Raw genomic sequence first — 14,089 nt, 5'->3', positions numbered from 1 at the left:
TTGTGACAGTTTTGTTGCAGAAATATTGCGTTGTTGTGAAAGGTTTGGTATTTTACTTATCGCATTTTACAGCAGTTTTCATCTATTTGAACCACATCTGTCGTAGGGGCGCAAGGCCTTGCGCTTCTACCGCGTGGTCTATTTACCTGAAAATAGCTGTAACTCAACTGTATTGGAATATAGTCATTCGTAGGGGCGCACAGATGTGCGTCCCGCTTGCGTGTTACCTCGATGTCTGAAGGAATAAAATGGCACAGGGTAAAATCTTACTTAAGCCTGGCACTTTATGGACAAGTGTGAAAGAACAGACTGAACATGCTTTACAATGTGGGGCGTTGCTGTCGATACCGACGGAATTTGAATTTATCGAACAGGATAACGTGCGCTTTTTAGTGCGGATTTTGTCTAACCTGAATCGCAAAAAAGCAGCTAAGGAGAAACAGGAAAAACAATCTGCTACCTCTGGTCAAGAGTTTAATCCTTTTTTGCCCTACGAAGAGGATTTATTTGTAGCGGATATATCTGATACCCATGTATGTATTTTAAATAAATTCAATGTTGTTGATTATCATTTGCTAATTATTACCCGTGCTTTCGAGGAACAGGAAACCTTGCTCACCCTAGAAGATTTTGTGGCTATGTGGGCTTGTTTAGCTGATTTCGATGGTTTAGCATTTTACAACAGTGGTAAAACCGCAGGTGCTAGTCAGCGACATAAGCACTTGCAATTAGTGCCGCTACCACTTGCACCTTCAGGGCCACAGATACCTATTGAACCTCTGCTAACATCAGCACAATTTCAGAACTCGAACACAACTTTACCAAAACTTCCTTTTGTCCATGCTTTCGCACCCCTAAATTCCAATTGGGTGCAATCCCCATTCGCAGCGGCCCAAGCAACAGAGCAACTTTATCGCACTTTGCTACATGCTGTGGGTTTGGATGCAAGGCAATCTGGTGCTTACAATCTGCTAGCGACACGAGAATGGATGTTAATCGTACCGCGATCGCAGGAGCATTTCCAATCTATCTCTGTAAATTCATTAGGATTCGCTGGTGCTTTGCTAGTGCGGAATCCAGCAGAAATGGAGATTCTCAAAGCCCAAGGGCCGATGACCATCCTCAAGAATGTTGCTATATCCTAATTAAGTTGGTGCGATGTCACATTTTCTGACGAGGGACTTCCAAGAAATAAATTAATCAACAAAAATCATAATCGCAAGGCGTTATTTCTTTAACTTATTATGACTTTATTCTCGAAGCTCTTTTCTATGCAGCTTCAATGTAAATTGATATTAGAGAATCTTTGAAAAGTCCTATTGTAGGTATCAAAAGGTTCTTGATCCTCCTAAATCCCCCGATAAATTGGGGGACTTTGATTCTGGTTCCCCCTTTTTAAGGCTACCGTGTATACACAAGTCGAATTACCCCCCTTAATCCCCCCGATATATTGGGGGGAAATAATAAATCTTGTAATCCCCCCTTTCTAAGGGGGGAAACAGAAATCTAGTTCCCTCCCCTTGACAAGGGGAGGGTTAGGGTGGGGTAAAACTGACGCGAAAAACCAGATTAGTAAGCTATTTCAGACTTATATATACACAAGTCAAATTACCCCCCTTAATCCCCCCGATATAAAGGGGGGAAATAATAAATCTTGTAATCCCCCCTTATAAAGGCGGAAAATAATGTCACCACTTCAATTTCTCTTGCTCGAAGCCAATCTAACCGATGCAGAAGTGGTGCAAGCCACGCTACTTGAGGACGGTATTAACTGTGAACTACTGCGAGTAGAGAGTCGCGCTGATTTTATCAGAACACTGGAAACCAAGGAAATCGACTTGATTTTGGCAGACTATGCCTTGTCTAGTTTTGATGGGATTGCGGCACTAACGATCGCCCGTCGCCTACATCCTGAGATACCGTTTATTTTCATCTCTGGCAGTTTGGGCGAAGAATTGGCAATTGAAGCTATCAAACAGGGCGCGACAGATTATGTACTCAAGCAACGCTTAGGGCGGTTAGTGCCATCGGTACAACGGGCATTGCAGGAAGCGCCGGAACTTGACAAAGATACTACCAAGCGCAAACAGGCCGAAGCAGCCGTCGAGTCAGACCTGAAAGATACGCAACTACTGCACGAATTGAGCGCGAGGCTTGTAACCGAAGGCGACATTCAAACGTACCAAGAGATTTTAGCTGCTGTGATCGACATTCATGAGCAACAAGTCGCGCTGGAAGCGTTGCACGAGTCGTCAGATAAATATCGCGGGCTGTTCGATTCGATGCACGAAGGTTACTGCATTATCCAAATGCTGTATGATGCACAAGGCAAACCAGTTAATTGGCGGTTTCTCGAAGTCAATCCGGCATTTGAAAAACACAACGGACTGACGAACGCCACTGGCAAAACCATCCGCGAACTCGCGCCCTCCATCGAGCCGAAATGGATGGAAATTTACGGGGGCGTTGCCGAGACGGGCGAAAGCCTGCGCTTTAAAGAATCGTCCGATACTCTCAAAAGGTCGTTCGATCTCTACGCCTTCCGCGTGGGCTTGCCCCAAGAGCGTAAGGTCGCCGTGCTGTTCAACAACATCACCGAGCGCAAACGCAACGAGGAGCGGTGGCAGGAATTTATCTTGAAGTTGAACGACGCGCTGCGATCGCTCCTTGATCCTGCTAACATTCAGGGCGAGGCGGCACGCCTGCTGCGCGAGCAACTCGATGTTGGCTGGTGCTACTACAACGAGTTCGATGAGACCGGCACGGTTGCTACGATCCTGCAAGACTCCGTGAGGGAAGGCTTGCCGACGATGATTGGCGTTCATGATCTATCGGACGTTCCTGAGTTTACCGATTTACTGCACTCTGGAGGCTTGCTGAATGCCCCGAACTTCGCTAATTTTCCATTGTTCAACCCGCGCGTCGTTGAACGCTACACCTCAATCGGTATGCGCTCAGTTCTGGGTGTGCCGCTTGTAAAAGAAGGGCGGCTAATCGCGGTCTTTCTGCTGGCTGATACGTCGCCGCGAGAATGGAGCGAAGAGGAAATAAGACTTGCACAGGAAACTGCCGAACGTACTTGGGCAGCAGTGGAGCGCGCCCGCGCCGAAGCAGCACTACGGGAATCAGAAATTCAGCGAGTGCGAGAACAAGCTGTCCTCGAACGAGAACGGGAACGCGCCGAAAATCTGGCAGAACTCGATCGCGCCAAAACTCTCTTCTTTAGCAACGTCAGCCACGAATTCCGCACGCCGCTGATGCTCCTGCTAACTCCCCTGCAAGATGCCTTGAGCGATTCGGCCAATCCCCTAACTCAAAAACAACGGGAACGGCTAGAACTCGTCCACCGCAACAGCTTGCGTTTGCTGAAATTAGTCAATACCCTACTCGACTTCTCCCGCATCGAAGCCGCTCGCCTGAAGGCAAACTACGAACCCACCGACTTATCCACCTACACGGCTGAACTGGCAAGTGTTTTCCGCTCGGCGATCGAGAATGACAATTTACAGTTAGTTGTCGATTGTCCCCCCCTACCTAACCCCATTTACATAGATCGCGAGATGTGGGAAAAGATTGTGTTGAATCTACTCTCCAATGCCTTAAAATTTACCTTCGAGGGGATCATTTCTGTCTCGCTCAAACCCAAAGCAAACACAGTTGAATTGATGGTCAGCGACACGGGCGTAGGTATTTCCGCTTCCGAACTGCCTCACCTGTTTGAGAGATTCTATCAAGTCAAAGGCGCGAAGGGGCGCAGCTATGAAGGCTCAGGCATTGGCTTGTCTCTGGTGCAGGAACTCGTCAAGCGGCACGGCGGCGCGATCGCGGTTACGAGCGCAGTAGACCAAGGCACAACCTTCACCGTCACTATCCCCACCGGAATCGCCCATCTACCCGCCGACCAAATTTGGGTTGCCTCGACACTGGCATCGACGGCTGTAACTGCAAATGCTTTTGTTGAAGAAGCCTTACATTGGCTACCTGAAGAAAGCACAGAATTTCAGAACTCGGAAGTTCAAGCTCAGAACTCGGAAGTTCAAGCTCAGAACTCGGAAGTTCAAGCTCAGAACTCGGAGGTTCAAGTTCAGAACTCGGAAGTTCAAGCTCAGAACTCGGAAGTTCAAGTTCAGAACTCGGAAGTTCAAGCTCAAAGCTCGGAAGTTCAAGTTCAGAACTTGGAGGTTCAAGCTCAAAGCTCGGAGGTTCAAGCTCAAAGCTCAGAGGTTCAAGCTCCAGGCTCCAAAAGGGCGCGTATTCTCCTGGTGGATGACAATGCCGACATGCGCGGCTATCTCAGGCGGTTGTTAAACCAGTACTACGAGGTGGAAACTGTAAATGACGGGTTAGCCGCACTGACTGCGATCCGGCGTGGTGGGAGTGCCATCTATGACTTGGTGTTAGCAGATGTGATGATGCCGAGAATGGATGGCTTTGAGTTGCTGCGATCGCTACGGGCTTCACCAAATACCCAGACAATCCCGATTATTTTGCTCTCTGCCCGTGCTGGCGAAGAATCACGGGTGGAGGGGTTAGAAACTGGCGCAGATGACTACTTAATTAAACCCTTCTCGGCACGAGAACTGTTAGCGCGAGTCAATGCCAACCTCCAATTGGCACAGCTACGACGCGAAGCGGTCTACCGCGAACAGGTGATGCAAGCAGTACAAACACTCAATCAACGCTTAGAGCAACAGGTGAGGGCGCGGACGGCTCAACTAGAAGCCATCAATCAAGAACTGGAGGCGTTTTCTTCCTGGATATCCCACGACTTGCGAACGCCGCTACGCTACATCAGCAGCTTTGCCGAACGGTTGCAAGGCAAGCTCAATCCAACCCTCGTCGATACATCCAGTTTGCAGACTCTCAACATTATCACCCAATCAGCTCTTGAGGCAGAAAAAATGGTGAATGACCTGCTGGAATTTTCCCGCCTGGGGCAGACAGAAATGCATTTGACTAGTGTTAATATCAGTCAATTGGTGCAGCAGGTACAAGTACAATTGCAGCCGGAACTAATCGGGCGATGGCTTCACTGGCAAATTGAGCCATTAGCAGCGGTAAAAGGCGATCCGGCGCTGCTGCAAGTAGTATTGCAAAATTTGCTGTCGAATGCCGTCAAGTACAGCCGTAATAATATTGAAGCCGCAATCACGATCGGTAGCATTGAACAGGAGCAAGAAGTGATTTTCTTTGTCAAAGATAATGGTGCAGGGTTCGACATGAAATACTATGATCGACTATTCAGTATATTTCAACGGCTGCATCCGCAGGAGGAGTTTGCTGGCACCGGAGTTGGACTTGCCACTGTGCAGCGGATCATTCATCGACATGGCGGACGCATCTGGGCAGAAGGTGCGACTGGCCAAGGCGCAACGTTTTACTTTTCGCTGCCAAAACATGAGGCATAGTCATGACAGCACTGCGGTTTATTTTGCTCGAAGACAATCCCCTTGATGCAGAGGTGATACATCTCACACTGACCGATGGCGGTGCTGATTGTGAACTGCTACGGGTGGAAACTCGCGCTGAGTTTGTGGCGGCATTAGAAACCAATGCGTTTGACTTGATTTTGGCAGACTATGCCTTGCCCGGTTTTGATGGGATTTCCGCCTTGAAAATTGCCCAAAACCTCTGTCCTGACACGCCCTTTATTTTCGTCTCTGGCAGTATGGGCGAAGAATTGGTGATTGAAGCGCTGAAACTGGGAGCCACCGACTATGTGCTAAAGCGCAACTTAAGGAGGTTGGTGCCTTGTGTCCAACGAGCGCTGCAAGAAGCCAAAGAAAAGCGCGATCGCCAAAAAGCCGAAGCAGCACTGCACCGAAGCGAAGCCCGCCTGCGTCAAGTCGCGGCAAACCTGCCTCATGGCGCTGTGTTCATTGTGGATCGAGATTTGCGCTACCTGCTGGCAGAAGGCGAAGCGCTGGAGCGAGTCGGCATGACTACTGAAAATTTTGTCGGCAAAACACTCTGGGAAGCCCTCGGCCCAACGCTGGCAGCCAGCCACGAACCCTACTACTGCCAAGCTCTCAATGGCGAATCATTTACCTTAGAACACAACAGCCACGATCGCTACTATATCTCTCATGGCACACCCTTACGCAACGATCGCGGTGAAGTTGATGCTGTGCTGGCAATGTCTTACGACATTACCGCTCGCAAACAAATTGAAATTGCCCTGAAACAAAGTGAAGCTCGCTTTCGGTTAATGGTGGCAAGTGCAAAAGAATATGCGATTTTAACCCTTGATACTAACGCTGCGATCACCAGTTGGAGTGCTGGTGCCGAAGAATTGTTCGAGTATTCAGAAGCAGAAATGATTGGCCGTGACAGTCGCAGCCTTTACACGCTTGAAGATAACGTACAAGACCGCGTGGGGTGGGAATTGCAGACCGCCCAAACTCAAGGACAGGCAGAAAATGAGTGCTGGCATATCCGAAAAGACGGTAGTCGCTTTTGGGGTAGTGGCTTTGTGATGCCCATACGCGATGAAGCGGACGACGTGCAAGAATTTATTAAAATCATGCGCGATGTCACCTCACAGCGGCAAGCTGATGAACGCTTGCGGTTGCTCTATGACATCACCAGCAGTCTCCTGGAGGTCGAGCAACCGATGACGCTAATGCACAACCTATTTGGCAAACTCGCACCCGAGCTAGGGTTGGACTTTTACTACAACTACATCGTCGAGTCAAAAGACAACCGCCCCATCCTACATTTGAAAAACCATCAGGGCATTACTCAAGAGATCATAGAGGCGATCAAGTGGCTTGAGTTTGGTGAAGACCTCTGTGGATTGGTGGCTCAAGAACGCCAGCAAATCGTTCTCAACCGCGCCCAAATTGCCACTCATCCTCGTGCCCACACCATCCGCGACCTGAGTGGCACCACTTATGTCGGTCAACCGTTAATTATCCAAGAACGGTTATTGGGAACCATCTGCTTTGGTAGCCGCACTCGCACTTGCTTTACCTCAGAAGAAATCGCTTTGCTGCAATTGATTTCTGAGCAGATAGCGATCGCCCTTGACCGAGCCAACCTAATTGTCTCGATTCAGCAACACGCAGCACAATTGCAACGAGCTAACCAGATTAAAGACGAGTTCTTAGCGGTGCTGTCTCATGAGTTGCGATCGCCCCTCAACCCCATCTTGGGCTGGGCACAACTGCTGCAAAAAGGCAAGCTCAACGCCGCCCGTCAACGCGAAGCACTGCTAACGATTGAGCGCAACGCCAAACTGCAATCACAATTAATTGAAGACTTACTCGACGTTTCGCGGATTATGCGGGGCAAGCTGTCCTTAACAGTGGCTCCCCTTAATCTAATCTCTGTTATTTCTGCTGCCCTGGAAACGGTGCGTTTAGCAGCAGAAGCAAAAAATATTAACTTACGGATCGATCTTGATCCGACTGCACCTATCTCTGGTGACGCTGCCCGCTTGCAGCAAGTAGTATGGAACTTGCTTACCAATGCCGTCAAATTTACACCAGATGACGGACAAGTAATCATTGAATTAAGGCAAATTGCAGGGCAAGCTCAGATCCGAGTGATCGATACTGGCATTGGCATTCAACCGAAATTTCTAGCGCATGTGTTTGATTATTTCCGGCAAGAGGATAGCTCGACGACACGCAGATTTGGTGGCTTAGGTTTGGGGCTGGCGATCGTCTACCAAATTGTGGAACTGCACGGTGGCACAGTCAAGGCAGAAAGCTTGGGTGAGAATCAAGGTGCAACCTTTATAGTTCAAATACCTATCTTGAACCAGTCAGCAAAAATTGTACTTGAGTCAGCCGACGCTGAAACATCAAGCGCCCAGACTCCCTTAAGCAACCTGCAAATTTTGCTGGTAGATGATAATACTGATACTCGCGAGTTTCAAACATTTTTGCTAGAACAAAATGGCGCAAAAGTTACAGCTGTAGCGTCTGGGCTAAAAGCATTGCAAGTACTTGATAGTTTCATTCCTGATGTAATTGTGAGTGATGTAGGCATGGCTGATATGGATGGCTATATGCTGATTCAGCAGATTCGTTCACGCCCACCCAATCAGGGAGGAACAATTCCGGCGATCGCGCTTACCGCTTATGCCGCAGATATTGACCAGCAAAAAGCACTGACTGCTGGGTTTCAAGCTCACATTACCAAGCCATTAGAACCACAGGAGTTAGTGAGGAAGATTCTAAACCTGCTAGAACACAACTAATATCAATTCAAAATTCAAAATTCAAAACTTAATAAAACTTAAGCAAAAAACCTCTCAAACTCTTATTCCTCCGTGTTGCGCCAGTTGCTTCTCCTGTCGGAGACGCTGCGCGAACAAGTCGGGGAACCCGCCCAACGCACTGGCTTCTCTGTATCTCTGTGGTTCGTTCTTTCATCACCCGTGCGTAAGTCCTGATTTAAAATAAAGAATCAAGATATAGCAATGACTTCCTGCACAAGAGCCTCTATTTGATGGGTGTTAATTTTCTCTCTAGGTCAAATAAGAAGCCGTGGATATATTCCTCAGTCCATTCGGCACCATAGAAGCGTTTGAACATCCCTCGTGCTGGGTCTTTTTCAGCCCGATATCGCAGGTATCGCAGTTGAGCTTGCTCAATGGCTGCTAAATTTTGGGAATTTGTTACAGCTTCTGCCTGCTCCACGAAATCCAGATAAGCTTTTAAATAGTCTTTGAAAGCAGCAAACACCTGAGTTTCTACTACAGCCGTTTCTTGGGGACGAGTCCATAGGAAAGCGGGAGAGAAAAAGGGCCGTGCTTCTTCTGGAAAATCTCCTCCCCAAGATAGATGCTGTTGATGGGCGTGGAAAATGGGCAGAATTGGTTCAGTATATTTTGCCTGATATGCTGGATCATCGCGAAATAGGGGCTGCATATCCAAAGCAATTAGATGTCCTCCTGGCAATGTCACCAGATCCGCCCCAAAAAAGGGTAAATCGTAGTTGAGGCGCGGGAAAATCACAAAATTCAGTACTTGCAGCGAATTGCCACCCTGTACATGAGCTGCACGAATTTGGCGCAATTTTGCCGTTTGAAAACCATAACTGGTGGTGACAACCTCTTCCTGATTCTTTCCCTTGCCCACAACAGCGCTCTTAGACTCAAACCCAGTGGGGATAGGATAGGGTTGTAAATCCAAGCGCGATCGCATGTAGGCGATCGCATAATCGAGAAATGGCTGATAGAGTGTCACGTCGCTTCGCTCCAATTCAAAATTCACTCATTGAAAATTAATAATCCCCAATGCTCATTTTCATTCGGTCATCTTTTGCTGGCGCTGACTGCTAGGGGAACAGCATCTTCAAATAAGAATTCATGGAGAAAGCGCTCTGCCCATTCATGACCAAAGTAACTGCTAAACAAACCAGATGCTGGATCGCGGTCTGCACTATATTGATCATAATCTTTTTGAGCTTTGACAATCCGCTGGATATCTTCAGGGTCTTGGAGAGGTTGGGCATCTGCTAGCATTTGCCAATACAAGTTTAAATAATCCTGAAAAGCTTCAAATACTCGTGTTGCCACTGTTTCGGGATCTGTTTTGGCAAACAATAGATATTTAGAAAAATACTGGTTGGCATCGTAAAACTTCATTTCTAAATTTTGCGCCAAATCTGGATATTTATCATGAAGAGATTTTAGCGGAACTATATATTTTTTTTGATAATCTTCATCCTGAAATAAAGGCTGAAAGTCAAGCACAATCAAATTTTTGACTTTACCAAAAGATAAAAAATCAATCCCTAATAGAGGTAGATCGTAGTGATGATTGGGATAAATTACGCTGTTAAAAATTTGGGCGCTTTCCCCAGCATCAATGTAGGTATAGCGAATCTTCCGCAACTCTTGACATTGGTGACACCAACTGCGGATAGTTGCTGGGTTTCTGCCGCGATCGCTAACTTTGAATTCCAAACCAGGGGGAATAACCCTACTTTGTAAATCAAACCGCTGAAATAGCTCTTTTTCTAAAAATTCCAGGAAAGGCTTATACATGGAGCATGATTTGTTAACCCTTGAATGAAAATAATGGATGTCAATCATGCACGTCTCATTTATGAGAAACTAAGCAACATTCCTTAATGGGGCATTAGAGAGCCAGCGCTGTAGGCGCGACTGGCGTCATGGGGCATGAGTTATTCCTTGTCCCTCTCATCCCCCTTGTCCTCAACTCCCTATTCCCTACCTAGCATGATTCCAACTGATCATTTTTTCTAAGACTTCTTGGGAAACACAGCGACGCTCAGAACAATAAGTCATCAAGTTGACTCCGTTCATCATTCGCACTGTACTCACCCTAACGCGAAAATCATCTGTAACAAACCAACAACGTTCCTGACCTTGGTTATTGTCATAGTCAGTATCAATCGTCAAGACTCCATCATCAGCAAACTGATACCGACTCACAACCGGAATACTCTCGACATAGCCTTGGTTGCGGATTAGTTTTCCAGAACGCCTCGTTTCGTCGGGTACATCAACTAAAATGGCGGCATTATCGATATTAGGTAGCCTAATGTCTAGGTTAGCCTGCCATGCAAAACTAGCACCGCTTGTTGCTTTGGTAGGGTCTATCCCTTGGGCTGTACAGACTTCTTGGATTTTAGGATCATCCTTTTTCATGACTTTAATAATCAAATTTGACTCCCCCGACTCATCCGCCGCTGAGTCAAAATGATGAACGGAGCGTTCCGTAAACCATGTCCCCTCACTTTTACGGAAGAAGTCGATCATAGTCAAGGGTGGTATTAAATGCATATGTTTTGAAACCTCGTTTTTTAAAATTTAGGAGTTTTGAGCAAAGCCGGAGACGTTTCCATTGCTCTGGTGAGGAGCTAGGAATCGAATTTTGGCGTTACTGAATACTGAGTGAGAAGATGAAGTCTCGATATAGCTAAAGTGTAGAATAACTCCAAAAGTCATATTTTAATCAGCTGATGACAAATAGTGAAATTCAACTTATTACTAGCGAACGCCCCAGTCCAACTCCTGAAATATTAACAGCCTTGAAAGCAGGAATCGCTCTCGATGGGGTAGATTTGTACCAATTCAATTTAAAGGAAGTCGATTTACAACAAGCTAACTTGAGTAAAGCCAAGCTATTAGGAGCTGATCTGGGTGAAGTAATCTTGAGTGATGCAAATCTGAGTGGGGCAGATTTGCGAGGCGCTAATCTGCGAGGAGCCGATTTGAGTGGAGCTAATTTGCAGGGAGCCTATTTAAATCGTGCTGATCTCCAGCAAGCGAATCTTAGTGGCGCAAATTTGGAGGGAGCCAAACTCCAAGTAGCGCGTTATGATATACAAACGAAATGGCCCCAAGAATATAACTACAAAGCTTCTGGAGCGGTGGGGCCAGGTGCTAATCTCAATGGTGCTTTTCTCAATACAGCTTCTTTACGAAACGCAGATTTACAAGGCGCTAATCTGCGTGGAGCCTACTTGAGTGGTGCTGACTTGACAGGAGCCAATTTGCAAGGTGCAGCTTTAAGTGGCGCTGACCTGACGAAAGCTTATTTAACAGGGGCTTGCTTGCGGAATGCTCGATTGACTGGAGCTAATTTGCATGATACAGACCTGCGAGCAACTGACCTCAGTGATGCAGAAATGGAGCATCTTCAAAGTATCGCTGGGGCAGATTTTACTCTTGCCCAAGGACTCACACAAGCAACTAAAGCTATGCTTTGTAGCCGTCCACATTCAGAACTCGACGCTTGGAACGCTTACACGCGCACAACAACTCGTGAGAGTTTGAGTGCTTGACTGTGCCAATTTTCGATTTTAGGTGCAAGCTGCGCTCCTTGTGGGCGAAATAAATCCAAAATTGTTTGACCAGTTGTTCTATAGGGAGTTTACAACGGCTGCCAGTTCTTCTTCAGGAGCGCCAAAAATGTAGCATATCCTTCAGAAAAACCGGGCGGATCAGGTAGAACATATTGTGGAAATTCTTTATACGATCGCCAAGGTTCCGAAGCATTATGCCGCAAATGTAAGGCAGATTCTGAGGAACCTGGTGATCGCCAAGTCATTTGACCAGTTGGAATATCAGTCACAAATGTCTCCTCATCTCGAAAAAGTTAATTTTTTATTCCAGATTTTGGCAGATTAACCGGATATTTGTGGCAAATTTAAGGTATAATTAAGATATTTGCTATTGAGTTTTCTGACAATATTGCCAACAAAACTATACCGCTATTGTGGCAACAAGTCTTCTAAAGCAGCTCCAACAACTCGGTGATTCTCATCCTGTCTGAGTTGGTTCAGGGCTGCTTTTGCTTGGGGCTGGTTAAATCGTTTCAGGGCATAGCTAACTCGCACGCGTATCCGCCAAGATTGATCATTCACCAACGTTAGTATTTGGGATAATGCCGCAGTCTGTTGGCTAGAATCAGCTAGTAAGCCGAGTCCATCAACAGAGGATTCCTGAACTGTGAAATCTTCATCTTTTAAACCCTGAACGCAGATATCAAATAGTTCTTCAGGGCAATCCATTTCGGCGATCGCCGCCAAAATGCTCCGCTTAACTAGCCAGTGGTCATCCTGATAAAATGCCAGAACTAGATGAGAAACTGCGACTCTACCAAATAGCGATAAAGAATTTGCCGCCTCAGCTCGCACGTTGGGGGTATCGTCGAATTTTATAATTTGCATCAGAGCAGCAAAAGATTCCGCTGATTGTTGATTACCCAAACCCCTTGCCACAAAAGTACGCACCAAAAATTCTGAGTCATGAAGTTTACTGGTTAACAGAGGAACAGCAACTTCTGATTCATAATTATTCAGAGCAGCGATCGCCTTCAGACGATAGTGAAAATCTGGGTTCTTCAGTTCAGCTTGGATTTTATCGATTTCCATAGGTGCATTTGGTATAGCTATTCTTTACTTTATTTTACAGATGTCACCAAATAGCGATCGCATTCTAAGAAGATTGAATCAAGGGTATAGGGTATGAGGCATGGGTTATTCTCCTTGTTCTGCTTGTCCCCTTGTCCCCACTCCTCAATGCCCAATGCCCTATCCCCTAAACCAATGACTCAATTAAGCCAAACCGTTAAGGAATTAATAGCCAAAGCTAGAATTATCAGCTTTGCTGAGTGGGAATCCCATCCCAAAGCAGCGATTATTATATTCCAAGCTGCGGACGATGCTTTTCGGTATCTGAGCGACGAAGATTTCTTGCAGATTAAAACCTTGTCACCTGATAATTCGGCATTGATTCCTGTTGCTCAATTATTACGCGATCGCGCCGCCGAAATTGTTGACGAAGCTAGAGAGCAGGTTTTGGCGACTTATCCCGGAATTATCCAGCCTGGAGGAGGTCTTTATCCGCCGGAACGCGCCCAAGCTTGCTGGCGAGATTTTTGGCATTTTCTCCGCTGTATTACCTATGGCATAGGAGGCGGTCACACTGAGTATACCAGTCCCACAGGATTGCACTATATGAATTTGCTCTATCAGGAATTACAAGTTCCAAAAGATGCAATGGTCTTAGGCTTAAAAAGTATTAAGCTTGCTAGTTTAAAGCGGTGTCAAGCCAATCAGCAAGAGATTGCTCCCTATTTTGACCATTTAATTACCCAACTAGCTACTTTCCAATTTAATAGTCCTAATTAACATACTCAGTAAACTCAACGAGGTTGTCACCAACCGCGTTGGTCTTCAAAACCGTGCTTAATAGTTTTCCATTACACGGTTCCTTAATGATTCGGCACATTGTCATGTGTACTTTACAACTAAACCATTTTCAGTTGTTTTTTGTTTTTTCATCGTGGCAGTGTCAGTGTAACATTTGGAGATTTTTATATTCGTCTTTGCCTCCCAAACTTTTGGGGGTTATGTGGACACATTCTTATATGTTTGACACCACAGGAAAAGTCAGCACACAAATAAGTACTGGAGTACATTAACGATTCACATCACAGTTGAATAAATTTGCGACTTTGCTTATATCTCCCCTTTAGAAAAGGGGAAATATAAACATCACGACTCGTAAAAAGTTCTGAGCCAAGTGTCTAGTTGATCTGAGGACTTAGTTGAGCGAATGGTGCTATGTCCAAAAGTGGCTAGACTAGTTCCCAGTGTGGTG

The 14,089-nt window shown here is 46.3% G+C and carries 11 protein-coding genes and 1 pseudogene; 6 read left to right on the top strand and 6 right to left on the bottom strand.

What is annotated here, in order from left to right:
* Positions 1-248 precede the first annotated feature (248 nt).
* From V7K40_RS27820 to V7K40_RS27810, 3 genes are all read left to right on the top strand, one after another.
* On the top strand, positions 249-1,145 hold the full coding sequence (locus V7K40_RS27820; RefSeq protein WP_334965504.1) for a phosphorylase: 897 nt from the start codon (positions 249-251) through the stop codon (positions 1,143-1,145).
* Positions 1,146-1,685: 540 nt separating this feature from the next.
* Positions 1,686-5,408, top strand: coding sequence for an ATP-binding protein (locus V7K40_RS27815; RefSeq protein WP_334965502.1), 3,723 nt, complete (start codon positions 1,686-1,688; stop codon positions 5,406-5,408).
* A 2-nt stretch (positions 5,409-5,410) separates the two neighbouring features.
* Positions 5,411-8,206: a response regulator gene (locus V7K40_RS27810; protein ID WP_334965500.1), complete on the top strand. Its 2,796-nt coding sequence runs from the start codon at positions 5,411-5,413 to the stop codon at positions 8,204-8,206.
* Between the two features lie 244 nt (positions 8,207-8,450).
* On the opposite strand, the gene V7K40_RS27805 is transcribed toward V7K40_RS27810, so the two are convergent.
* From V7K40_RS27805 to V7K40_RS27795, 3 genes are all read right to left on the bottom strand, one after another.
* On the bottom strand, positions 8,451-9,197 hold the full coding sequence (locus V7K40_RS27805; RefSeq protein WP_334965498.1) for a phycoerythrobilin:ferredoxin oxidoreductase: 747 nt from the start codon (positions 9,195-9,197) through the stop codon (positions 8,451-8,453).
* Between the two features lie 68 nt (positions 9,198-9,265).
* The gene (locus V7K40_RS27800; protein WP_334965496.1) at positions 9,266-10,000 is read right to left on the bottom strand and encodes a 15,16-dihydrobiliverdin:ferredoxin oxidoreductase; all 735 of its coding nucleotides are present in this window, start codon (positions 9,998-10,000) and stop codon (positions 9,266-9,268) included.
* Between the two features lie 186 nt (positions 10,001-10,186).
* Positions 10,187-10,762, bottom strand: coding sequence for a phycobiliprotein lyase (locus V7K40_RS27795; RefSeq protein WP_334965494.1), 576 nt, complete (start codon positions 10,760-10,762; stop codon positions 10,187-10,189).
* Positions 10,763-10,941: 179 nt separating this feature from the next.
* Between V7K40_RS27795 and V7K40_RS27790 the strand changes: the two genes are divergently transcribed.
* Positions 10,942-11,766: a pentapeptide repeat-containing protein gene (locus V7K40_RS27790; protein WP_334965492.1), complete on the top strand. Its 825-nt coding sequence runs from the start codon at positions 10,942-10,944 to the stop codon at positions 11,764-11,766.
* 89 nt (positions 11,767-11,855) lie between these two features.
* Here V7K40_RS27790 and V7K40_RS27785 read toward each other — a convergent pair whose 3' ends face one another.
* Both V7K40_RS27785 and V7K40_RS27780 read right to left on the bottom strand, forming a co-directional pair.
* Positions 11,856-12,056: a hypothetical protein gene (locus V7K40_RS27785; RefSeq protein ID WP_334965490.1), complete on the bottom strand. Its 201-nt coding sequence runs from the start codon at positions 12,054-12,056 to the stop codon at positions 11,856-11,858.
* Between the two features lie 139 nt (positions 12,057-12,195).
* Positions 12,196-12,858: a HEAT repeat domain-containing protein gene (locus V7K40_RS27780; protein WP_334965488.1), complete on the bottom strand. Its 663-nt coding sequence runs from the start codon at positions 12,856-12,858 to the stop codon at positions 12,196-12,198.
* A gap of 174 nt (positions 12,859-13,032) precedes the next feature.
* On the opposite strand from V7K40_RS27780, the gene V7K40_RS27775 reads away from it, so the two are divergent.
* A complete protein-coding gene (locus V7K40_RS27775; protein WP_334965486.1) occupies positions 13,033-13,617 on the top strand; it encodes a phycobilisome protein in 585 nt (194 codons plus the stop codon).
* Between the two features lie 163 nt (positions 13,618-13,780).
* Here V7K40_RS27775 and V7K40_RS27770 read toward each other — a convergent pair whose 3' ends face one another.
* The gene (locus tag V7K40_RS27770) at positions 13,781-13,825 is read right to left on the bottom strand and encodes a hypothetical protein (RefSeq protein ID WP_334965582.1); all 45 of its coding nucleotides are present in this window, start codon (positions 13,823-13,825) and stop codon (positions 13,781-13,783) included.
* Between the two features lie 13 nt (positions 13,826-13,838).
* Here V7K40_RS27770 and V7K40_RS27765 point away from each other — a divergent pair.
* Positions 13,839-13,929, top strand: a pseudogene (locus V7K40_RS27765) (IS200/IS605 family transposase); the annotation flags it as partial.
* Between the last annotated feature and the right edge of the window lie 160 nt (positions 13,930-14,089).

This window comes from Nostoc sp. (assembly GCF_036917195.1).
Lineage (GTDB): Bacteria > Cyanobacteriota > Cyanobacteriia > Cyanobacteriales > Nostocaceae > Nostoc.
This window is presented reverse-complemented; position numbering and strand designations above follow the sequence as displayed.

Bases quoted from the DNA above. Each gene is read 5' to 3' on its own strand.
- V7K40_RS27820 (WP_334965504.1), top strand. From the start codon at position 249: ATGGCACAGGGTAAAATCTTACTTAAGCCTGGCACTTTATGGACAAGT.
- V7K40_RS27815 (WP_334965502.1), top strand. From the start codon at position 1,686: ATGTCACCACTTCAATTTCTCTTGCTCGAAGCCAATCTAACCGATGCA.
- V7K40_RS27810 (WP_334965500.1), top strand. From the start codon at position 5,411: ATGACAGCACTGCGGTTTATTTTGCTCGAAGACAATCCCCTTGATGCA.
- V7K40_RS27800 (WP_334965496.1), bottom strand. From the start codon at position 10,000: ATGTATAAGCCTTTCCTGGAATTTTTAGAAAAAGAGCTATTTCAGCGG.
- V7K40_RS27795 (WP_334965494.1), bottom strand. From the start codon at position 10,762: ATGCATTTAATACCACCCTTGACTATGATCGACTTCTTCCGTAAAAGT.
- V7K40_RS27790 (WP_334965492.1), top strand. From the start codon at position 10,942: ATGACAAATAGTGAAATTCAACTTATTACTAGCGAACGCCCCAGTCCA.
- V7K40_RS27780 (WP_334965488.1), bottom strand. From the start codon at position 12,858: ATGGAAATCGATAAAATCCAAGCTGAACTGAAGAACCCAGATTTTCAC.
- V7K40_RS27775 (WP_334965486.1), top strand. From the start codon at position 13,033: ATGACTCAATTAAGCCAAACCGTTAAGGAATTAATAGCCAAAGCTAGA.